The following is a 22,169-nucleotide window of genomic DNA, read 5'->3' as shown; positions in this document are numbered from 1 at the left end:
AGTTAAGACTAAAAAATTAACGAAAGAAGTGTATTTATGGAACGTTCTATGTATGCCGGACGTGTTCGTAGTGAACACATCGGAACTACTATTACTTTGAAAGGTTGGGTATCTCGCCGTCGTAACCTCGGAGGTTTGATTTTCATCGATCTTCGTGACCGTGAAGGTTTGATGCAGTTGGTTGTTAACCCTGAAAATGCGGATGCTAATGTTGTTGAAACAGCTGAAAGCTTGCGTAGCGAATTTGTTATTGAAGTAACAGGAACTGTTGAAGCGCGTGAACAAGCTAATGATAACTTGCCTACAGGTGCTGTCGAACTTAAAGTTGAAGACCTTAAAGTCCTTAATACTGCCAAAACAACACCATTTGAAATCAAAGATGGTGTTGAGGCTAGTGATGATACACGTATGCGTTACCGCTATTTGGATCTTCGTCGTCCAGAGATGTTGGAAAACTTTAAGCTCCGTGCAAAAGTAACTCACGCCATCCGTAATTATCTTGATGACTTGGAATTTATCGATGTTGAAACACCAATGTTGACAAAATCTACACCAGAAGGTGCTCGTGATTACTTGGTTCCAAGCCGTGTTAGCCAAGGTCACTTTTATGCTCTTCCGCAAAGTCCTCAAATCACTAAACAATTATTGATGAATGCTGGTTTTGACCGTTATTATCAAATTGTTAAGTGTTTCCGTGATGAAGATTTGCGTGGAGACCGTCAACCTGAGTTTACACAAGTTGACTTGGAAACGTCATTCCTTAATGAGCAAGAAATCCAAGATATTACAGAGGGATTGATTGCTAAGGTTATGAAAGAAACTAAAGGGATTGAAGTTACATTACCATTCCCCCGCATGTCTTATGATGATGCCATGAATAACTATGGTTCTGACAAGCCAGATACACGCTTTGACATGCTTTTACAAGACTTGACAGAAGTTGTCAAGGGTGTAGACTTCAAAGTATTTGCTGAGGCACCAGCTGTTAAGGCAATTGTTGTCAAAGGAAATGCAGACAAATACTCACGTAAAAGTATTGACAAGTTGACAGAGTTTGCCAAACAATTTGGCGCAAAAGGTCTTGCTTGGGTTAAGATGACTGACGGAGCTCTAGCAGGTCCAGTTGCTAAATTCTTGACAAGTATTGAAGATAAGTTGACAGATGCTTTACACCTTGAAGAGAATGATCTAGTTCTTTTTGTAGCAGATACACTTGAAATCGCTAATAGCACACTTGGTGCTTTGCGTAATCAAATTGCTAAAGAACTTGACATGATTGACAACACTAAGTTTAACTTCCTTTGGGTTGTCGATTGGCCAATGTTTGAGTGGTCTGAAGAAGAAGGGCGCTATATGTCTGCTCACCACCCATTTACTTTGCCAACAGAAGATTCTGCAGCAGAGCTTGAAGGAGATCTTTCCAAGGTACGTGCTGTAGCTTATGATATTGTCTTGAATGGTTATGAGCTTGGTGGAGGTAGTCTACGTATCAATCATAAAGACCTACAGGAACGTATGTTGAAAGCTCTTGGTTTCTCTGAAGAATCAGCCTATGAGCAATTTGGATTCCTTCTTGAAGCTATGGACTATGGTTTCCCACCACATGGTGGTTTGGCTATCGGTCTTGACCGCTTCGTCATGCTTCTTGCAGGTAAAGATAATATCCGTGAAGTGATTGCCTTCCCTAAAAATAATAAGGCATCAGATCCTATGACTCAGGCTCCAAGTCTTGTGGCTGATAAACAGTTAGAAGAACTTGCCCTTCATGTAGATTTAGAAAATGAATAAAGCACCTCTTCATAAACATGTTAAATTTGTAGCGAAAAAGTCTGCGAAGAAAATGGGCGTTTTGCAGGCTGCACGTAGTATTTCCCGTGAAAAATATACTGAAAAAGTTTCAGCTTCTTTACTTTACGGGCTCTTATCGTCAATCGCCGTTAATTTCTTTTTTCAACCTGGACATGTTTACTCCAGTGGAGCGACAGGTTTGGCACAGGTTTTATCGGCATTGAGTGTTAGAACTTTAGGCTTTGAGATACCAGTATCATTGACTTTCTATGCGATTAATATCCCTCTCTTGATTATGGCTTGGTATAAGATTGGCCATAAATTTACAATCTTTACCTTTATTACAGTAACGATGAGCTCCCTTTTTATTCAGGTGATGCCACATGTAACCTTGACAGAGGATCCTTTGATCAATGCTATCTTTGGTGGTTTGGTCATGGGAACGGGAATTGGTTTCGGTTTAAAATCACGTATCTCTAGTGGAGGGACGGATATCGTTAGCCTCACTATTCGTAAGAAAACAGGCCGTGATGTTGGTAATATCTCCTTGATTGTCAATGGAATTATCATGGTTTTTGCGGGCATTCTTTTTGGTTGGAAATATGCTCTTTATTCAATGGTGACTATTTTTGTTTCTAGTCGAGTTACAGATGCGATTTTCACAAAACAAAAGAAAATGCAGGCTATGATTGTCACAAGTAATCCTGACCCAGTTGTAAGGATGATTCAGAAGAAACTCCACCGTGGAGTAACGCTGATTAATGATGCGGAAGGGACTTATAATCACGAAAAGAAAGCAGTATTACTGGCGATTATTACGCGTGAAGAGTATACTGACTTCAAGCATTATATGAGAAAGGCAGATCCCAAAGCCTTTGTCTCCATCGCAGAAAATGTACATATTCTAGGTCGTTTTGTTGATTTAGATGACTAACAAAAAAAGGAAGTTGACGAACGTTAGCTTCTTTTTTGTTGGAGAGAATTCTTGACGAAATGCCTGCTTGACTTTACAATATCAGTATGATTAGATTTTTAATTCCAACCGCAAAAGAAATGAAGGCCAGTAAGGAAGTTTCGTCTCAAAAATTATCCGAAAAGAGTGCGGCTATCCTAACTGAAATGGCAAAATTGTCCACAGATGAATTATCCACAGCTTATAAAATAAAGCCTGAGCAGGCTGAGAAAGAAAAGCAGCGCTGGGCTGCGATTTTATCGGGAGAAGCGAAAACCTATCCGGCTATCGAGCTTTTTAATGGACTGATGTATCGTCACATCAAACGTAGTGACTTATCCACATGTGAAAAAGAATTCTTAGACCAACAAGTATTTATCACATCTTCTTTTTATGGAATCATTCCCGCTTTTTACCCTATTCAAGAACATCGTCATGACTTTCATACGAAGATAAAGGTTGATGGTCAGTCCTTAAAAAACTATTGGCGTGCCGAATATGACCAATTTTTAGAGGAGAGTCAAGTTCCAGTTGTTTCTTTGCTTTCGAGTGAATTCGAGGATGTTTTTAGTCCAACTCTTCGTAAGCAGTTATTCACGGTTAGTTTTATGGAAGACCGCAATGGGGTTCTTAAGACTCACTCTACGATTTCCAAAAAGGCAAGAGGGGCTTTTTTGACAGCTGTTATGGAGGAGAATTGTCAAACGATTAATGATTTACGAAAATTGTCTTTTGATGAGTTTAATTATCGTGAGGATTTATCCTCTAATAATGAGCTAGTTTTTGTTAAAATTGCATAAAAAAGTCTGAGTTATAAGCTCAGACTTTTTTTATAGCATATCTTTACGATCGACTTGTTCATAGTTCGTTTGACCGTCATTTAGCTTGTCCCAAATAACGACTTCTCCTTGATTAAGAGATTTTTTGACATCAATAATACGTTGATTAGATGATCCTCGAAACTGGAGCATAAGGTTCTTTTTAGTGATGTCAAAGCGGCCGTCAACGAGAATGTCAACGAGTTGAAGAAGTTCTAGTTTATCAGGAGTTTCAAGCATCAACTCCTCCCAAGTATAACCAGTCCAAGACCAGATATCTTTTTCCGGGAGTTCCTCACGAATGCGTTTGACTAGGGGAATGAGAATTCCTGTGTTTAGGAAGGGTTCACCACCAAGTAGCGTGAGACCTTGTACGTAAGGTTGAGCTAGATCCCTCATGATTTGTTCTTCAAGTTCTTTAGTATAGGGAATTCCTGCCTTAAAGGACCAGGTGGCAGCGTTATAGCATCCCTCGCAATGAAACATGCAACCAGAGACGTAAAGGGAGTTACGCACGCCTTCACCATCAACGAAATTAAAAGCTTTGTAGTCAATAATACGTCCTTGGCTAAGTTCTTTAGACTTCCATTCCTGTGGTTTTGGTGTATTCCATGTCATGATTCTACTCCAAATCTATCCAATAGCGCTCAGTTTCATGGCGAATGTCCTCCAACTGGCCACCGTTGGCTAATATAACAGCTCGACTAGCAGGATTCTTGATACTACAAGTGAGCAGAGCACGATGAATATTCTTGTCTTTAGCTACTTGTAAGCCTTGACGGAGTGATTCTTTCGCATAACCCTTTCCTCGTTTGGATGGACGGATAGAGTAGCCAATATGGCCCCCTTTTTCTAGTAAGTAGTCATTTAATCGGAGACGAAGGTTGAGGAAACCAAGAGCATGATCCGCTTCGTCAAAACTAACCAGCTGGATAGCAGGAACCCAGTTTTCAGGAATATTGAGTCCCGCTTCCGCTTGAATATTTTCTTCCAGCCACTCTTCATAAACAAAATTGTCGGGGTTCCAAAATCCACCATCATGAGCAGATTGCTCCCTTTCAAATTCAGCCATCATCTCTAAGATAGCTTCTTTATCTGTTTGACTCGGTCGGCGTAAGATCATATTATTTCTTCTTTCCAGCTTTTTTCAAAAGGGCTTGGACACGTGCTTTTTTATCGTTTTTGACGGTTGCATTTTTTTCGTGGTAACGTTCCACTTGTTGCATACCTTTATAATCTAATTGATATTTTCCCATTATATTCCTTTCTAAAAATGAAATAAGCAAAGCAGTTGGAAGGTATCATCCAGCTGCTTCTAGTTTATTATAATGTATTCTAGGTCTTATTAAAGGTGTTTACCTTCATATTTTATGGTTGAACCGTTCATGTGTTTGACCCGAGCAGAGATTTCTTTGTGGCGTCCTTTAACCATTGGGCGTGCCTGTGGGTTTCCTAGATAGCCGCAAGTACGTTTGACAACATCAACTGTTTTAGGATCTGTGTTGCCACAGTTAGGACACATGAATCCACGTTCTGTTGGGGTGAAGTCCCCTTCAAAGTCACACTTGTAGCATTTATCAATTGGAGTATTCGTTCCGAGGTAACCGACACGGTCATAAGCAAAGTCCCAGACAGCCTCGAGTGCCTTTGGATTTTGCTGGAGGACTGGATATTCGCAGTAATGGATGAATCCACCAGTTGCGCCAGCTTCTGGGTATGCTTTTTCGAATTCTAATTTTTCAAATGGTGTTGGATTTTTACGAACATCGTAGTGGAAAGAGTTGGTGTAATACTCTTTATCTGTGATATCAGTCACGACACCGAACTTTTCAGTATCCAAACGACAGAAACGATCCGTCAAACTCTCTGATGGTGTTGAATAAACAGAGAAATGATAATCATATTCGTCAGACCAACTTTCACAAGCATTTTTCATAGATTTAACGATATCTAACGTGAACGCTTTGGCTTCTGGATTAGTCTCCCAGTCACTACCATAAAAAACAGATGCTACTTCATAAAGCCCAATATAGCCAAGTGATACAGTTGCACGACGATGTTTGAAGAGTTGATCTACATTGTCGAATTTACCTAAACGTTGGCCAAATGCCCCATACTGATAAAGGATAGGTGCATTAGCAGGTGTAGCTTCTTTGACACGTTCAACTCGGTAGACGAGTGCATCTTTGGCAATTCCCATTCTTTCTTCAAAAATTTCCCAAAATTTGTCTTGGTCTCCCTTAGATTCTAGGGCAATTCTAGGAAGATTAAGGGTTACAACACCCAGATTCATTCGTCCAGAATTAACTTCAACACCATTTTCATCGTTCCACCCCTGGAGGAAGGAACGACATCCCATAGGAGCCTTAAAGGAACCTGTCAATTCAACGATTTTGTCATATGATAAGACATCTGGATACATACGCTTTGTTGCACATTCAAGAGCTAGTTGCTTAATATCGTAGTTAGGTGAGCTAGGCTCTAAGTTAAGTCCACGTTTTAAGGTAAAAATGAGTTTAGGGAAAATGGCTGTACGGTGTTCGGAGCCAAGTCCTAAAATACGAACTTGTAGGATAGCCTTTTGGATTTCACGCTCAAACCAGTTTGTCCCTAAACCGAAACCGAGAGAGGTAAAGGGAGTTTGTCCATTCGAAGTGAAAAGCGTATTAATCTCGTATTCAAGAGATTGCATAGCATCGTAGATATCTTTACGCGTTTTGGCGCGTGCATAGTCTTCACGTTTTTCTTCAGCTACCCACTCTTTAGCATCAGCTAAGTGTTTTTTGTAGTTAAGTTCTGCGTAAGGAGCTAAAAACTCATCGATACGGTCTGCAGTACAGCCACCATATTGACTAGAGGCAACATTTGCGATGATTTGTGAAATTTGTGCTGTTGCAGTTTGAATGGATTTAGGACTTTCAACTTCAGCGTTACCAATTTTAAAACCATTTGCCAACATGCCTTTGAAGTCAATCAAACAACAGTTGGTCATAGGTGTGTAAGGGCTGTAGTCTAAATCGTGGAAATGGATATCTCCCTTTTGATGAGCATTTGCCACGTGTGGAGGAAGCATCTTAAGTCCTACAGATTTTCCGACAATTCCTGCGGTTAAATCACGTTGTGTATTGTAAAGATCGCTATCTTTATTAGCATTTTCATGAACAACAGCCTGGTCTTTATTAACAAGTTTACTAATGGTGAAATTGATGTCAGTAGCCTGAGAACGTTCAAAATCACGTTTGGTACGATAGTTGATATATTCTTGAGCGATAGCATATTCGTTAGCTTCGAGTAACTCGTGCTCTACTATGCTTTGGATTTCATATATTTTGATATTTTGAGTGAAGCGGTCATTGATTTCAGCAACAATACGGTTGGCAATTCCCTCCAACTTTGCTTCAATCAAGGGTGTGATAGGTGTAATAGCCTCACTTGCTTTTAGGATAGCCTCATATATTTTACTTGAATCAAAGACAACCATACGACCATCACGTTTGATGACTTTGATATCAGGGTTGATTGTAACCTTTTCTTTTTCTAATGTAATCATCTAAAAATCACCTCGCTACTAATTATAGCACTAGGCAAAAAAAAATCAATATATTGTGGTATATTTTTATCTCAACCACTATATATTGATTTTTCGACCTATTTTAGGACGTAAACAGTGTATCGTTCAACGCCTTTTACAGGGGCTTTTTTATAGTTTTTTGAAAGTGTAGATTTAACATCAGAAGGTAGTTGTGTATCTTGTTGGACAACGATATATTGTGCTGAATCTTGGATAATAGTATCTGAGAGAGCTTTCTGATGACTAGATTTAGCTGTGTTAAGTTCTGGAAGAACAAATTGTGAGGCTGCTTTACGACCGCTTTCCAAATAAATTTTTGCTGATGAATCGTAAACGTAGATAGTTTCATCCTTCTTAGTATTTTTAGCGAGGTAATTTGCAACAGTACTACGTTCAGTATTATTTCCTAAATTAAATAGGAACATAATGATTGGCATCGCGAAAGCAAATGCAAAGACTGCAATAGGTAAGAAGTAATTACGACTAAGGAATATACCAAAAACTTTAAGTGTGTGAATCTGGTTACCATTACGACGTCGGTGAGAAGTTCGCTCTGCTCTCTTTTTAATAGCATCATCTAAAGAAAGTGCTGTCAAGACTAGACCATAAGGTACGATGTTGAGAATACTGTAAAGTCCAAAACTTTGAGAGAACAAGCTGTAAACTACTGTAAAGATAAAACTAAGGAGTAGTACCCACTTGATGCTCTTATCTTTAGCATCGCCAAGAAGGTGGTTGCTTGTAGTAAGTGCACCAACAAGTAATCCAGAGCCGATGACAGCAAAACTTTGGTAAGCTAACGTAAGTAGAAAGTCATTTTTTTCTACAGCAAGTTGTGTAAAGTTGTAAACCAAAACTTGGTTAATATAGTCCGATGTAATTTGTAAATTTAGGATAAAGTAAAGACATAGATACAATACTAGAATGTTACCAAAAATAATACAAAGAACTTGATAAAAACCACGAGCAAAGTGTTTGTTGACAAGGTTGTAAACGAAGATTGTCACAAGTGACAATATCCAGAAAATAAGAGTTCGAGCTTCAAAAAGAGCTCCCGCAGTGCCAGCGAAGCCGTAAAGAATAAAGGCTTCATCACGACTGTGACCCGCAAAGTAACGAGTTAAGAAGAAGATGGCACCTAGGACAAAAGGCATAGCAAATTGGATAGGGTAGAGACCACCAAAACCAAGTGTTCCATTAGTGACATAGAAAATAATACTAATTAGAGTGGCAATTTCCTTCTTGTTTGTCATGTGCATGACAGTCTTGTAAAGGTAACTTCCAGAAAGATAGTAGGTAAGGAATTGAATAGGAATCAGCCAAAGAGTTGATCCTAAACGGAAAGCCAGAGAAACTAGTAAGTAATAAAAGAAGCCGCCTGTCGCAAAAAAGTCAGAGTAGGGTAAGCTACCATTGGCAAACATTTTTGCAATGTAAAGGTTTTGAGACTGTATATTATTGGCAAAGTCTGTAAAGCAGGGAACTGATATACTAAAAATACTCAAAATCAAACTGAGAATCAGGATATGGCCTCTATGCTTCCATGGAAGTGAAATCTTAGTTTTTTTCTCTATTTGAGACGAATTTGATTCTTCTGTATGTCCCTGAATTGTCACTTCAATCTTTTCGGATTGATTATCTTGTATATGAGATTGATGGTGGCTTCGATGATAACCTTGGTAGCCACTTGAATCTAAAGTATTGTCTTCGTTGTATGGACTCACAATTAAACTCCTTTGTTGACATTTGGATAGTTATAAATAAAAGGGTCTTATCCCCTAATTGTCTTATTTAAAGTATATCAGATAATACCATTTAGTCAATTTTCCTCTAATTTCTTACATTTAAGAAAAAAATATCTAAAAAAGAGACTGAGATACAATATCCCAATCTCTTTTTAACAAGTCATTTCTTTGCCTATGGCATTGATTATTTTTTAGTTTTCATCGATGAAGCTATTGAAAACTTCTTCAATCATATCCCATTCAGCATCTGAATCTTCAGGGATTGGTTGAAGGTCGCCTTCAGTACCGTCTTCATTTTCAGTGAATGAGTATGCTTGGATTTCAATTTCTCCATTAGCATCTTCTTCAGCACCAGCTGGTACCAAAAGAACATAGTTTTTACCAAATTCTTCGCGTCCATCAATAGTCAACAAGATTTCAAAAAGTGTTTCATTTCCTTGTTCGTCTACTAAAGTGATGACTTCATGATCATGGTTGTGGTCGTGATTGTGTGACATATTGTTCTCCTTTTTGTAGAGAGCACTGAATAGTGAGGAAATCTAGTATATTGCTTGGCAGTTTACTAGATTGTCACTTGACTATTAGGTCTCTATTACACTTTCTTAAAACATTCGATCGAGGTAGTTTTGTAGAATAAGTTGGGCAGCTAATTTATCAATAACTTTTTTACGTTTACCACGGCTGATATCTGCTTGTTCAACCAACATACGCTCGGCTTGAACAGTTGTCAAGCGTTCGTCTTGGTAATCTACAGGAATTCCAAAGATTTCCTTGATTTTGTAACCATAGGCTTTGCTTGCCTCAACACGTGGTCCTTCAGTGTTATTCATATTTTTAGGAAGACCAACAACAAATTTTTCTACCTTATATTCTTTAACGAGCTCGCCTAGTCGGTCGAAACCAAACTCTTCAGCCTCCTCGTCAATTTTAATAATTTCAACGCCTTGGGCTGTAAAACCGAGGGGATCACTAATCGCAACTCCTACTGTTTTTGAGCCAACATCAAGTCCCATTACTCGCATTAGAGGTCAATTCCATTTCCTTTAAGATAATAGCGAACGAGTTCTTCAACGATTTCATCACGTTCGTATTTACGAATCTGGTTACGGGCGTCATTATAACGCGGAACATAAGCAGGGTCACCGCTCAGAACATAACCGACGATTTGGTTGATAGGATTATAACCTTTCTCAGCTAACGAACGGTAGACATTTGTCAAAGTATTACTGATTTCATCTTTGCTACCGTCGTCTAGGTTGAAACGAACAGTTTCATCTGTAAATCCCATACTGACACCTTCTTTCTATAAGAATTATCTGTTAGTTCTTTATTATAACATAAGTATAGCCAAAAGGGAAAGACGATGAACAAAAAAAGAGACGACTGAAGCCATCTCTCTTAATATCCAATAAGATTAAACGCGTTCAACTTTACCAGATTTAAGCGCACGAGCTGAAGCCCAAACTTTTTTAGGTTTACCATCAACAAGGATAGTAACTTTTTGAAGGTTAGGTTTAACGGCACGTTTAGTTTTGTTCATAGCGTGTGAACGGTTGTTTCCAGAAACAGTTTTACGTCCTGTAAAGTAACATACTTTAGCCATTTCGTGTTTTCCTCCTAGGTAGAATTTATTACGGATGTGCTAGCACCACATACCAAAACATTCTATCATAAGAATTTAGGTTTGACAAGAACTATTTATAATTTCTTTTTATAACAAAATAGTATATGCTTATTATAATAAGAAAAAATCAGTTAAAAAAGGAGAGAAGATGCCAGATAATCTTGCTCTACGCATGCGTCCACGTACAATTTCAGAGGTGATTGGTCAGAAGCATTTGGTTGGTGAAGGTAAAATTATTCGCCGTATGGTAGAAGCGAATATGCTGTCGTCAATGATTCTCTACGGGCCACCAGGAATCGGGAAGACCTCAATAGCTAGTGCTATTGCAGGAACAACAAAATTTGCTTTTAGAACCTTTAATGCTACTGTTGATAGCAAGAAACGCCTACAGGAAATTGCGGAAGAGGCTAAATTTTCAGGTGGCTTAGTTCTGCTTCTAGATGAGATTCATCGTTTGGATAAAGCTAAACAAGACTTTTTATTGCCACTCTTAGAGAATGGTAATATTATCATGATTGGGGCTACAACGGAGAATCCGTTTTTTTCTGTCACACCAGCCATCCGTAGTCGTGTACAAATATTTGAGTTGGAACCACTCTCTAACGAGGATATTAAGGAAGCTATACTAGGTGTTCTAGAGGACAAGGAGCGTGGCTTTGACTTTGATGTCCAGTTAGATGAGGATGCTCTAGATTTTATTGCTACGGCTACTAATGGTGATTTACGTTCGGCTTATAATTCCTTAGATTTAGCTGTCATGTCGACGCCAGCTTCAGAAGATGGGCTTCGCCATATTACTTTAGATACAGTGGAAAATAGTTTACAACGTAGCTATATCACCATGGATAAAGACGGTGATGGACACTATGATGTACTTTCTGCTTTGCAAAAATCTATTCGAGGCTCTGATGTTAATGCCAGTCTTCACTATGCAGCACGTTTGGTTGAAGCAGGAGATCTCCCTAGTCTAGCACGACGCTTGACTGTGATTGCGTACGAGGATATTGGTTTAGCTAATCCTGATGCGCAAGTTCACACGGTTACAGCTTTGGAAGCTGCACAGAAAGTAGGTTTCCCAGAGGCGCGTATTTTGATTGCCAATGTAGTTGTTGACTTAGCTTTATCTCCTAAGTCGAATTCGGCTTATATGGCTATGGATGCTGCCTTGGCAGACCTTAGAAAATCAGGGAATTTACCTATTCCTCGTCATTTGAGAGATGGACACTATGCTGGAAGCAAGGAACTGGGCAATGCACAAGATTACAAGTATCCCCATGCTTATCCTGAAAAGTGGGTCAAACAACAATATCTTCCGGATAAATTAAGAGGTGTGAATTATTTCCAACCCAATGAAACCGGGAAATATGAAAGAGCTCTTGGAGCTAATAAAGAACGGATCGATAAGTTATCTAGGTAATACGAGAGGAATCAACGAAAACGATTGCAATAAAATTGATTTTTCCTCTTGCAATAATTTTCAAAAGTGGTATTATAAAAACATAGAAATTGCTGTGGTATACGAATCCACATATAAGTGTTGACCGACTAATTTTTGTATTATCGGGAGACAGAGGTCTATTAACAGTGTGCAGGCTGGCTCACCCAGAAGCAACTGAAGTTAGTAGCGAGTCGCCCACCTGCTTTTTTACGTCGCGGGTTCAATACAAACGGTGGATCATCGGTACCAATACAGCATCCAGCCTCCTTAGCTCAGTTGGTAGAGCAGTGGACTCTTAATCCATGGGTCACAGGTTCGAGCCCTGTAGGGGGCATAGAAATACAGAAGAAAAAGCCTTGATTTAAAAGGCTTTTTTGCTTGTCTATAACTGATTTGCCCCATCATTTGCCCCATATTTTTTTATGAGCAATCTTTCCAGACATCTTTGATTTGATTAAATTCCTCAAAAATTTTCTCCTCTAAAGTGTGTCCATATACTTCTACTAACATTGAAATATCTCTATGCCCTAGAATTTTTGCAATAACCCCAAGGTCAAATCCTTTGTGCCAGAGGTAACTTCCATAGGTATGACGTGCTCCTTTTGTCGTGATAATTGGATAAATATCTAATTCATTTAAAAGAACACTCAAAGCTTTATTGACACTAGCAATATCTGGTACCATATGAATATATCCATAATGCTGAAAAATCATTTTATACCTGTTCTTGATACCTAGCTCTTTATTAGCCTTCTCTTGTTCAATTTTTAGGACTTGTAATATCTTAATACATTCTTCGTCTATCGGTACCATACGAATAGACGTTTTGTTTTTTGGAGGGACAAATTTATGAGAAAGGGTATTAAACCTTCTATATGTTTTTAACAGTCCTCTGTCAAAGTCAACTTCATTCCAAGTTAACGCTATTAACTCTCCAAACCTCATCCCTGTTTTTAATAGAAAATAGACGATATAAGGAACAATTGATCGTTGGTAATCAAATTTTCTCTTTACTGCTAAAAGTAAATCCAGATAGTCCTTTTCTGTATGCAAATATTTCTCTTCGGTCATCTGTTGTTCTTTGGATGAAAATAACTCGACATGTTGTGTAAAATCATCTATTAGAACTTTGTCGGCAATTGCCATTTGGATGCTCTGATGGATTCCAGTATTCAATCTACCAAGAAAATTTCTACCAACTGTTTGCCCATACTTATTCATTATTCTTTGGTATTCACTCGCACGAATTTGAGTGACTTTTTTATTTCCAAATAATCTTTCAATTGTGTTTTTACGGAGAAGATATTTTTTCTTTGTCTCTTCCGACCTGCTACTCGGTAGAATTTTTAGTTCAAGCCATTCTTGATATAGATCTACAAGAGAAATATCTCTAGAAATTCTTTTCCCTAAACGAAGTTCTTGCAGAATCGGTTCAGCTTCTGACTCTGCAAGCTTTTTTGTTTTAAAACCGCTATTATGAGCAACAGTCTTTCCTTCGTTACGAATTTCATAGGTCCATAAGTTGCTATCTCCTCGCTTTCGATAACGAACACTTGCCATATTACGCCACCTCTGTTCCTAGAATCTCATTTACAACACTTTTTGGAACAACCATCAAACGTTTGCGATTATAAAATGTATAGCCTCGTGATACAAGTAATTCTCTTGCCTGATGAATGATATCATTCGCTGTATGAGGGCGATAGCCCATTTCAATTAATTCTTTGTTACTAATTAAATTATTGTCCATAGTTATCCTCCTTATTTATTTTCTAAATTCAGAAACTCGCCTACAAGTAGTTGTAATTCTGTATTTAATTTAGGGAGATTCTGTATTAATACTTCTTTTAATTCTTCCGCAAATTGGTTCGTTTCTTCTCTCAATAGTTTGCGGACTCTTGTTTTTTTCTTTTTGATGCTGTCTGATTTTAAATTTGGAAAAGCCAATGATAACAGTTCAGGATTGTTGAGAAAGATAATTGTAAATGCTCTTTGCTCTACTCGAATATGTTCTAGCTTATAAAATCCGAAATTATCAAGTCGATTCATAATATCTTGGACCATCTCCTCACCAATCGCTTTGGTTCTGAGTTGGAACTCCAGTCTCCACCAAAACGGATTTACAGCCAAATCTAGCTTCTCTTCGCGCTTGTGAGCAATGATTTCTTTATTCTTATCATATAACCTAACTTGTACATTACTACCGTTAGAACCCCAATATTTCGTCTCTAATTCGCCCCCTCGACCATAGAAGACCTTATGGGTAACACCACCTTTAATATGTTGCAAATTAACGATATCAGGCCTGTTGAAAATGTCAAATGCTAAATCAAAACGAGACAAACGTACCATCAATGAATTCAATCTGGCAAAATACATTAATTGCCTCCATACTTTCATTCCATCAAATTCTTTTAAAGTATTAGGATTGAAATCAATTCGAATTAATTGTTCACCTCCATAAATGGATAATTGAAAAAATATAATATTGATCGAATCATACTCATTAAAAACTTTAGCTAAAGTAAAGACATCATCTCGAACATTATCATATATTTCAAATGAATCAACTCTTGTACTTATTGCCTGTTTCAGATTTTTGAAAATCCGTCTTAGAGAACCAGTGTCTGTATCCCAGATAACCGTTAGTCTATCGATACTGACATCTAACCTCTGTACTAATTCTCCTACATCACATCGTTCTTGAATGCTTCTTAAATCTTGTATAGAAACCAACAAAATTGTCCCCCCTTCTTTTAGATTTTTTAGGCCTCAGAAACACCGTCAAATCAACGTTTGCTCGTTCCGTCGTTCTTTGGACGTTGTCCTAAGTGTCCCTTTTTGCTGGCTGTTAGAATAGCCAGCTTTTGCTTGGCTAGAAATTGTATGGACGACAGTCTGCAGGACTTCGCCTGACTTCCCGTCAGGCTCGTCCCTTGACCTTGTCCACACAATTTCTAGCTCCAAGGCTTCGAATAGTCATAAGTCATAGTCTCGCCCTCAACTTCCTCCTCACTCACTGTCCTTAAACTTACGAACCATTTTGTATAGTTTATAACTTGTTTATAAGTTATAAATATATTTTATAAAAATTATTTTGGATAGTCAACTAAAAACTTGATTTGTAAGTTTATAGGTGATAAAATAAGTTAAAAATAAAATTAGGAGTTTCCCATGACCTTTATTATTCAAAATTTTGGACCCAATTTGGCACGCCTACGCATAGAAAAAGGAGTAAGTCAAACTCAACTTGCGGAAGATTTAGGAATCGGTAAACAATCCATCTCTGACTACGAAAAACAAAAAAGCTATCCTACCTTTGCAAATTTGGATAAGATAGCAGAATATTTTAATGCAACTCCAACCCAACTATTTGGAACTAGTAAAGAAATTGAGTTAGAAAAGAGTGTTCTTGAATCGAATGAATACTCTGACAAAGTAAGTGAGATCTTAAAAGCTGTCAAATACATCGAACATTTCCTACATACTTATGGACAGCACTTAGAGGATTTACTTTATCTAACAAAAGGCAACCAACTATACACAGAAGATGGAGATGAGTTGTATATTGATCCAACTTCTCAGAAAAGAACATTTCATACTCAATATGAACCTGGTTTTATTGTAGCAAGAGAAAAATCTCCACTAGAACTCTTGATTGAAAATAAGGAATTGTTTGATAAATAGAAAAAGCGAGGATAACCTCGCTTCAGATTGAAGTTAAAATCTTTAGAAGACACTTTTATAAGGACTTTGTCTTCAATCTGTGAAAAGGAGTGGAAACTCCTTTTCTTTTTGTAAGTCAGACTGAAACTTCCAAATTGTTTATTTATTTTATTGACATTTTCTATAAAAATAAATATAATAGTTTTATTATCAGACTATACTATATAGATAGGGGGGATTGAAATGAAATTTTCTAATCGTTTACTGCTATTCCTTGCAGGAGTTGTTTTTGTCCTTTTAGGACTTTTCCTATTTACAAACCCAGTAGCTAATCTTGTTGCTTACAGCTGGTGGATTGCATTTGATTTACTGGTTTCTTCTATAGCAGCTATTTTAGGCTATTTCTCTGCACCAAAAGAGCTTCGCTCACCTGTTTATCTTTTCCAAGGGTTTGTTAGTCTTCTCTTAGCTCTTTACCTCGTTGCTTATGGCTTTGTGACCCTGCCGGTCGTCATTCCGACCATTGTAGGAATTTGGTTAATTGTAGAAGCCATTATTGCTTTCTTTAAAGGCAAACGTCTAGGATTGATTTTCCCTATTATTGGTAGCAATATCACGTGGGTAGCCTTGCTTGTATTTTTACTAGGTCTAGTGATTCTGTTCAATCCAGTGGCTACAGGTGTCTTTGTCGTTTATGTCATTGCCTTTTCATTTTTAGTTACTGGCTTCACCTACATTATTGAGGCCTTTCGTAAATAGTCTAGTTGCTATTTCTATCGCATTCAAAAAAGCTGGGAAATCATATTCTCAGCTTTTTCGTCTCTTTAATTATCACTTTTTCGCATTCCATTCTACGTAGAATTGCTCTAAGTATTCTTCCAAAAAGTGATGGCATAGTGCTCTAGCATTCGATAAGTTGCAATAATAACCGGTCGAGAACGGGGCATCGACTCAATCATACTGAAAATAAAAGAGCGAATGTTATCTGCAAAAAGAAAGCTTAGATTCTTTGCGATTTCAACAAAAAAAAAGCACTGTTGGTACTTACCCCAAAAAGTTAGACAAGTAATTTAAGTGAAGGATTTAGTTCTGTATTTCACAGGACTAATGTAAGTGGCTCATTTGGACTATCCTCCTGTTTTGTTTTATCATTTACAGTATAGTCCTTTTAGGCTTTTCTTGTATTTTGAGTTTAACTAGCACCACGGGTATTATTTTTCCTTTTACTTACCAGATAGAAGTTAAAACTTAATTGAAAAGAACCATTTAATTTAACTAATGCATGTTCTTAAAATTTCCTAAGTCTACCAACAGCTCTATCTAAATCTTTCTTTTTAATCAAAATTTTAAAATTGCCTAATTTATAGAATATAAGTTTTGTAATAAAACTTTAATCTTTTATGTAATATATTGTATATTACATAAAAGATTATTGTATGCTACAATTCGCCTTGTATAGCAGTATTTTGTACTATTATACAATATAGGAGATTTTATTCTATCTCTATAAAGTAATAAAGGAGTGTAAGCCCATGGAAAATGTTGTTGTCTCAATTTTTCATATTGAAAGTGAAGCCTTTCAGGCCTTTTCAGAATTAAAACAGTTTGTTCAAACTGAAAATACAAAATTAGCTCAGGCTTCAATTGTAAAAGCTGAAAATGGTGTTATTAACGTCAAAGATAGCTTTGACTTGATGAATTCCCTAGGAGATGATTATTTCGAAGGCGGATTAATTGGTAGTTTAATCGGAATTTTAGGTGGACCACTAGGTGTTCTCTTTGGTTTTGCTACTGGTGGAGCAATTGGCGCCTCCGTTGGTTCAGACAAAGAATTGATCAATTCGGCATTAATTACAACCGTTAGTAAAAAGTTGACTAATGGCGAAGTAGCTATTATTGCACTTGTACAAGAAAATGATGAATCTGTTTTAAATGCTATTTTTGAAAAGTATCAGGTTGACATTGCTAGGTGGGATGTCGCTACTGTTGCGGCAGAAATAGAGTCAGCTCTCAAAATTCAAGAAGATTTAGAGCATCAAGCTAAAGCTCGCTTAATTGCGGATAAAAAAGAAGCTCGTCGTGAAAAATTTGATAAATTGAAAGCTAATATTAAAGAGAAATTTTCGAAAAAAAATTAACAGACTGAAGAGACTGAGGTAATTAGGAATCGGTAAACAGTCCATCTCTGATTACGAAAAACAAAAAAGCTATCCTACCTTTGCAAATTTGGATAAGATAGCGGAATATTTTAATGCAACTCCAACCCAACTCTTTGGAACGAGTAAAGAGATTGAGTTAGAAAAGAGTGTTCTTGAATCTAATGAATACTCTGATAAAGTAAGTGAAATCTTAAAAGCTGTCAAATACATCGAGCATTTCCTACATACTGATGGACAGTACTTAGAGGATTTACTTTACCTAACAAGAGGCAACCAACTATACACAGAAGATGGAAAAGAGTTGTATATTGATCCAACTTCTCAGAAAAGAACACTTCATACCCAATATGAACCTGGTTTTATTGAAGCAAGAGATAAATCTCCACTAGAGCTCTTAATTGAAAATAAGGAGCTATTAGATTAAATAAAAAAAGCGAGGATATCCTCGCTTTTCTATTGTAAAATCTTATTCTTCATTATCAATCATCAAACACTCTGCCTGTGAGTTGGTACATGAGGTAAATGTGCTCCAAGGTTTTGACAATTCGCGTCACATGAAGTTATTTAAGCATCTCCTTTTCTCTCATTACCATTTTCTGTTACAATAAATTGTACTTCTAGAATAGAAAGGACTTAAGATGACAACTCTTATTAAACATAAACGTGTAGAATTTTCAGAACTTTTTTATGACCTAGTTTTTGTTTTTGCAATTTCAAAAGTAACTACTTTAATTGACCATCTTCATAACGGTATTTTGACTTGGAATTCTTTCTTTGATTTTTTCATAGCTGTCTTGATTCTCACCGATTCCTGGATGATTCAAACCGTCTATACCAATCGCTATGGAAAGAACTCTTTATTTAACATGGTAATCATGTTTATCAAAATGGGACTTTTACTCTTTATAGCCAATATGATTGGACCTGATTGGCAACAATATTTTCATTATCTCTGTTGGGCTATTGGTACATTAACCTTTACCTTATTTTTACAATATTTGGTTGAATTTTTTAGAAAATCAACCGATAATGTTAATCGGGAAAGTATCAAAGGTTTTCTATGGATAACAGGTCTAGGAAGTTTAGGAGTCTATCTAGCAGCTCCTCTTCCTATTTACGTTGGAGTCCCTATCTTATTTGCTAGTATTCTGCTAACATTTATTATGCCAATTATCTTGCTTAGTAAAGATAAGCATTACCAGGTAAATCTCCCCCATTTAATCGAGCGCATCTCCCTTCTTGTCATTATTATGTTTGGAGAGATGATTATGGAGCTAGCTAACTTCTTTACAATCGAGAATTTCTCGATTTATTCGGTTCTTTATTTCATTATTATGCTTTCTCTGTTCTTGTTTTATTTTGGTCAATTCGACCATGCTATTGATGAAAAATCTGATCAAAAGGGACTATTTCTAATTTACAGTCACTATCCTATTTTCATTGGACTTATTATGATGACTGTATCGATTGGCTTTCTTCAGAATCCTGAAGTTAATCGTCTCTTTGCAACCAGCTTCTCTTATATCGGATTTGGCCTCTTTCAAGCTGCTGTCCTAGTAAATGGGCCCTGTAACAAACACTATCTTAGCTATTCGAAAAGTTACTACTGTGTCCAAGCGACACTCTATCTGGCTGCCTTGATTCTCTCTTTAATCTTTGCTTCTAATCCTATAATAGTAGTGAGTATAACAACCATTTTAGCTCTAGCTATAGCCACTCATTTTATTTATTTTTATGTGACACAGAATAAAAAATATTCCAATTCTAACTGGGGGTTGTTTTAATGAGTTTATAACATTAAAAAAGCTTTGGAAACCAAGGCTTTATTTTTTTCATTAATTTGTTTTTCCATTTTATCCTCCGATTTGAACTCGCACTGACATTTATTTATAACAACACTATATATCTAGTATGGCATAATCATTAGTTATTATAGGTTTTCAAACCAAAAGTGAGTCATTCGTTTTTGCCCCACTTTTGCCCCATTTTTAAATCCTGACATTGAAAATACCTAAAAGTATTTCCCTAAAATCAGCTATATTTCAATATTTTTGTTTATTTTCAATATGAAAAGTTCTTACAAATTCATGTAGGGGGCAGTTTAATATCGAAAAGAGACTTGATTGTAGGTCTCTTTTTTTTTATTTTTCTAAGAAAGAACTCACTTTAAACAGAACTTTACGTGCTTGTTTGTCCAAACGAGAGTTGTTCCAAATGATAATTCCTTCTAAGATATATGCTTTGTGTTATGATATTAGTCAGGAAACAGAATTGAAAAAGGAGACCTGTATTGAAAATTGCAATCATTGGCTATAGCGGCTCTGGAAAGTCTACTTTGGCAAACTTTTTAGGTCAACACTACAATTGTGAGGTTCTTCATTTAGATAAAATTCATTTCACATCAAATTGGCAAGAGCGAACAGTTGATGAAATGACTGACGATATATCAACATTTATGCTACAACGTGATTGGATTATTGAAGGGAATTACTCGGCCTGTCTTTATGAAGAACGCATGAGGGAAGCTGACTGTATTGTCTATTTCAACTTTAACAGAGTTAATTGTCTCTATCGGGCATTTAGGCGCTATTTAACATATAGGGGAAAGACACGTCCTAGCATGGCAGAAGACTGTAATGAAAAATTTGATTTTGCATTTGTGAAATGGATTTTATTAGACGGACGTTCTAAAAAATATGTCGAGCAATATAATGTAGTTATTAAAAATTATTCTGACAAGACAATTATTTTAAAGAATCAAAGGCAGTTAAATCATTATATGAAGCAGGTTAAATAGCTAGTAGAATTATTTAGTCATAAAATAGCTGGTAGTTTTACATAAAATACACAGTAAGCAACCAGTCGCAAACCGAGACATAACTGTCAGAATATTTCGTAAGAAGCGCTTTCAACGTTGAACAAATAGCCTTTTTTCTGCTATAATAAACTGTAACGCGAAACTTGTGGGTGAAATTCCCACCGTGAAGTTTTTCAAGAAAGGTGGGGACAGCCTCGTAAAGGTGGAGCTGTCCGTTATCAAAATAATATGACATCAGTAGTTGTTGTGGGTACCCAGTGGGGTGATGAAGGTAAAGGGAAAATTACAGATTTCCTAAGTCAAGATGCCGAAGTGATCGCACGTTATCAAGGTGGAGACAATGCAGGTCACACGATTGTTATCGATGGTAAGAAATTTAAATTGCACTTGATTCCATCAGGTATTTTCTTCCCAGAGAAAATCTCTGTTATCGGGAACGGTGTAGTGGTCAATCCTAAATCACTTGTCAAAGAGTTGGAATATCTTCATGCCGAAGGTGTGTCAACAGAGAGCCTTCGTATTTCTGACCGTGCGCACGTTATCTTGCCGTACCATATTAAACTTGATCAACTGCAAGAAGCTGCTAAAGGTGATAATAAGATTGGTACAACTAACAAAGGTATTGGTCCTGCCTATATGGATAAGGCTGCGCGTGTAGGTATCCGTATTGCAGACCTTTTGGACAAAGAAATCTTTGCTGATCGTTTGAAAACAAACTTAGCTGAGAAAAACCGTCTTTTCAGTAAGATGTATGAATCTGAAGAATTATCATTCGAAGAGATTTTTGAAGAGTACTATGCTTATGGACAACAAATTAAGCAATATGTCACAGATACATCTGTAATCTTGAACGACGCTCTTGATGCAGGCAAACGTGTCCTCTTTGAAGGAGCTCAAGGGGTTATGCTTGATATTGACCAAGGTACTTACCCATTTGTAACGTCATCAAACCCAGTTGCGGGTGGTGTTACAATCGGTTCAGGTGTTGGTCCATCTAAAATCAACAAGGTCGTTGGTGTATGTAAGGCCTATACGAGTCGTGTTGGTGATGGTCCTTTCCCAACTGAGTTATTTGATGAAGTGGGTGAACGCATCCGTGAAGTTGGTCATGAATATGGAACAACAACTGGACGTCCACGTCGTGTAGGATGGTTTGACTCAGTGGTGATGCGCCATAGCCGTCGTGTATCAGGTATCACAAACCTCAGCTTGAACTGTATCGATGTTCTCTCAGGTCTTGACACTGTAAAAATTTGTGTAGCTTATGATCTTGATGGTGAGCGTATTGATTACTACCCAGCTAGTCTTGAGCAATTGAAACGCTGTAAACCAATCTATGAAGAATTGCCAGGTTGGGAAGAAGACATCACAGGTTGCCGTAGTTTAGATGAGCTTCCTGAAAATGCTCGTAATTATGTTCGTCGTGTTGGTGAATTGGTAGGTGTACGTATCTCTACTTTCTCTGTAGGACCAGGACGTGAACAAACAAACATTCTTGAAAGTGTTTGGTCAAATATCTAAAGCCAACAAAAGGAGAATCTAGGAAACTAGGTTCTCTTTTCTCACGCCTTAAACTTATGGATTAATATG

General features: G+C 37.2%; 24 protein-coding genes, 1 tRNA gene and 1 other RNA gene. 13 read left to right on the top strand and 13 right to left on the bottom strand.

The window, feature by feature from the left end; translation table 11 throughout:
• Positions 1–36: 36 nt before the first annotated feature.
• The 3 genes from aspS (at position 37) to yaaA (ending at position 3,540) form a co-directional block, all read left to right on the top strand.
• Positions 37–1,788 (top strand): aspartate--tRNA ligase, encoded by a 1,752-nt coding sequence (gene aspS / locus HMPREF1519_RS03105; protein ID WP_037611161.1) that lies wholly within the window; start codon positions 37–39, stop codon positions 1,786–1,788.
• Complete coding sequence (locus HMPREF1519_RS03100; protein ID WP_022496174.1) at positions 1,781–2,722, top strand: YitT family protein; 942 nt, start codon at positions 1,781–1,783, stop codon at positions 2,720–2,722. Before aspS ends, HMPREF1519_RS03100 begins: the two co-directional genes overlap by 8 nt.
• An 86-nt stretch (positions 2,723–2,808) precedes the next feature.
• Positions 2,809–3,540, top strand: coding sequence for a peroxide stress protein YaaA (yaaA, locus tag HMPREF1519_RS03095; protein WP_002885850.1), 732 nt, complete (start codon positions 2,809–2,811; stop codon positions 3,538–3,540).
• 30 nt (positions 3,541–3,570) lie between these two features.
• On the opposite strand, the gene nrdG is transcribed toward yaaA, so the two are convergent.
• From nrdG to rpmB, 9 genes are all read right to left on the bottom strand, one after another.
• Positions 3,571–4,176 (bottom strand): anaerobic ribonucleoside-triphosphate reductase activating protein, encoded by a 606-nt coding sequence (nrdG, locus tag HMPREF1519_RS03090; RefSeq protein WP_022496176.1) that lies wholly within the window; start codon positions 4,174–4,176, stop codon positions 3,571–3,573.
• A gap of 4 nt (positions 4,177–4,180) precedes the next feature.
• Positions 4,181–4,681, bottom strand: coding sequence for a GNAT family N-acetyltransferase (locus HMPREF1519_RS03085; RefSeq protein ID WP_022496177.1), 501 nt, complete (start codon positions 4,679–4,681; stop codon positions 4,181–4,183).
• Position 4,682: 1 nt separating this feature from the next.
• Positions 4,683–4,814 (bottom strand): hypothetical protein, encoded by a 132-nt coding sequence (locus tag HMPREF1519_RS10740; RefSeq protein ID WP_002885877.1) that lies wholly within the window; start codon positions 4,812–4,814, stop codon positions 4,683–4,685.
• An 89-nt stretch (positions 4,815–4,903) separates the two neighbouring features.
• Positions 4,904–7,108: an anaerobic ribonucleoside-triphosphate reductase gene (nrdD, locus tag HMPREF1519_RS03080; RefSeq protein ID WP_022496178.1), complete on the bottom strand. Its 2,205-nt coding sequence runs from the start codon at positions 7,106–7,108 to the stop codon at positions 4,904–4,906.
• Between the two features lie 98 nt (positions 7,109–7,206).
• Positions 7,207–8,853 (bottom strand): hypothetical protein, encoded by a 1,647-nt coding sequence (locus HMPREF1519_RS03075; RefSeq protein WP_022496179.1) that lies wholly within the window; start codon positions 8,851–8,853, stop codon positions 7,207–7,209.
• Positions 8,854–9,065: 212 nt separating this feature from the next.
• Positions 9,066–9,371: a DUF1292 domain-containing protein gene (locus HMPREF1519_RS03070; RefSeq protein WP_002887079.1), complete on the bottom strand. Its 306-nt coding sequence runs from the start codon at positions 9,369–9,371 to the stop codon at positions 9,066–9,068.
• 105 nt (positions 9,372–9,476) lie between these two features.
• A complete protein-coding gene (gene ruvX / locus HMPREF1519_RS03065; RefSeq protein ID WP_022496180.1) occupies positions 9,477–9,896 on the bottom strand; it encodes a Holliday junction resolvase RuvX in 420 nt (139 codons plus the stop codon).
• Entirely contained in the window at positions 9,896–10,162 is a 267-nt protein-coding gene (locus HMPREF1519_RS03060; protein ID WP_002885737.1) for an IreB family regulatory phosphoprotein, read from the bottom strand. The genes ruvX and HMPREF1519_RS03060 overlap by 1 nt, the downstream gene beginning before the upstream one ends.
• 126 nt (positions 10,163–10,288) lie before the next feature.
• Complete coding sequence (gene rpmB, locus HMPREF1519_RS03055) at positions 10,289–10,477, bottom strand: 50S ribosomal protein L28 (RefSeq protein ID WP_002885786.1); 189 nt, start codon at positions 10,475–10,477, stop codon at positions 10,289–10,291.
• A 169-nt stretch (positions 10,478–10,646) separates the two neighbouring features.
• Between rpmB and HMPREF1519_RS03050 the strand changes: the two genes are divergently transcribed.
• The 3 genes from HMPREF1519_RS03050 (at position 10,647) to HMPREF1519_RS03045 (ending at position 12,270) form a co-directional block, all read left to right on the top strand.
• Complete coding sequence (locus tag HMPREF1519_RS03050; protein ID WP_002885641.1) at positions 10,647–11,915, top strand: replication-associated recombination protein A; 1,269 nt, start codon at positions 10,647–10,649, stop codon at positions 11,913–11,915.
• A gap of 86 nt (positions 11,916–12,001) precedes the next feature.
• Positions 12,002–12,196: non-coding RNA, 6S RNA (ssrS, locus tag HMPREF1519_RS10255), on the top strand.
• A gap of 1 nt (position 12,197) precedes the next feature.
• Positions 12,198–12,270, top strand: a tRNA-Lys gene (locus tag HMPREF1519_RS03045).
• A gap of 86 nt (positions 12,271–12,356) precedes the next feature.
• Here HMPREF1519_RS03045 and HMPREF1519_RS03040 read toward each other — a convergent pair.
• From HMPREF1519_RS03040 to HMPREF1519_RS10760, 4 genes are read right to left on the bottom strand one after another with little or no spacing between them, the layout of a single operon-like run.
• A complete protein-coding gene (locus HMPREF1519_RS03040) occupies positions 12,357–13,496 on the bottom strand; it encodes a tyrosine-type recombinase/integrase (RefSeq protein ID WP_003091984.1) in 1,140 nt (379 codons plus the stop codon).
• 1 nt (position 13,497) lies between these two features.
• Positions 13,498–13,686: a DUF3173 domain-containing protein gene (locus HMPREF1519_RS03035; RefSeq protein WP_000369785.1), complete on the bottom strand. Its 189-nt coding sequence runs from the start codon at positions 13,684–13,686 to the stop codon at positions 13,498–13,500.
• Between the two features lie 11 nt (positions 13,687–13,697).
• Complete coding sequence (locus tag HMPREF1519_RS03030; RefSeq protein WP_037611160.1) at positions 13,698–14,675, bottom strand: replication initiation protein; 978 nt, start codon at positions 14,673–14,675, stop codon at positions 13,698–13,700.
• Positions 14,676–14,720: 45 nt separating this feature from the next.
• Complete coding sequence (locus HMPREF1519_RS10760; protein WP_082901105.1) at positions 14,721–14,903, bottom strand: hypothetical protein; 183 nt, start codon at positions 14,901–14,903, stop codon at positions 14,721–14,723.
• A gap of 207 nt (positions 14,904–15,110) precedes the next feature.
• Between HMPREF1519_RS10760 and HMPREF1519_RS03025 the strand changes: the two genes are divergently transcribed.
• The 7 genes from HMPREF1519_RS03025 to HMPREF1519_RS02995 all read left to right on the top strand — a co-directional run bounded on the left by HMPREF1519_RS03025 (position 15,111) and on the right by HMPREF1519_RS02995 (position 22,100).
• Complete coding sequence (locus HMPREF1519_RS03025) at positions 15,111–15,623, top strand: helix-turn-helix domain-containing protein (protein WP_024052628.1); 513 nt, start codon at positions 15,111–15,113, stop codon at positions 15,621–15,623.
• Positions 15,624–15,845: 222 nt separating this feature from the next.
• Positions 15,846–16,361, top strand: coding sequence for a DUF308 domain-containing protein (locus HMPREF1519_RS03020; protein WP_037611159.1), 516 nt, complete (start codon positions 15,846–15,848; stop codon positions 16,359–16,361).
• A gap of 773 nt (positions 16,362–17,134) precedes the next feature.
• The gene (locus HMPREF1519_RS03015; protein ID WP_037611158.1) at positions 17,135–17,740 is read left to right on the top strand and encodes a DUF1269 domain-containing protein; all 606 of its coding nucleotides are present in this window, start codon (positions 17,135–17,137) and stop codon (positions 17,738–17,740) included.
• 28 nt (positions 17,741–17,768) lie between these two features.
• Positions 17,769–18,185, top strand: a complete 417-nt coding sequence (locus tag HMPREF1519_RS03010; protein ID WP_071788307.1) for a helix-turn-helix domain-containing protein — start codon at positions 17,769–17,771, stop codon at positions 18,183–18,185.
• A gap of 214 nt (positions 18,186–18,399) precedes the next feature.
• Positions 18,400–19,545, top strand: a complete 1,146-nt coding sequence (locus HMPREF1519_RS03005) for a low temperature requirement protein A (RefSeq protein WP_037611157.1) — start codon at positions 18,400–18,402, stop codon at positions 19,543–19,545.
• A gap of 506 nt (positions 19,546–20,051) precedes the next feature.
• Complete coding sequence (locus tag HMPREF1519_RS03000) at positions 20,052–20,558, top strand: DNA topology modulation protein (protein ID WP_022495839.1); 507 nt, start codon at positions 20,052–20,054, stop codon at positions 20,556–20,558.
• A 249-nt stretch (positions 20,559–20,807) separates the two neighbouring features.
• Positions 20,808–22,100, top strand: a complete 1,293-nt coding sequence (locus HMPREF1519_RS02995; RefSeq protein ID WP_037601293.1) for an adenylosuccinate synthase — start codon at positions 20,808–20,810, stop codon at positions 22,098–22,100.
• Positions 22,101–22,169: the final 69 nt, after the last annotated feature.

Source organism: Streptococcus sp. SR4 (genome assembly GCF_000517725.1).
Classification (GTDB): Bacteria; Bacillota; Bacilli; order Lactobacillales; family Streptococcaceae; genus Streptococcus; species Streptococcus salivarius_F.
The sequence above is the reverse complement of the archived record's forward strand: the minus strand, read 5'-3'. Positions and strand labels throughout refer to the sequence as shown.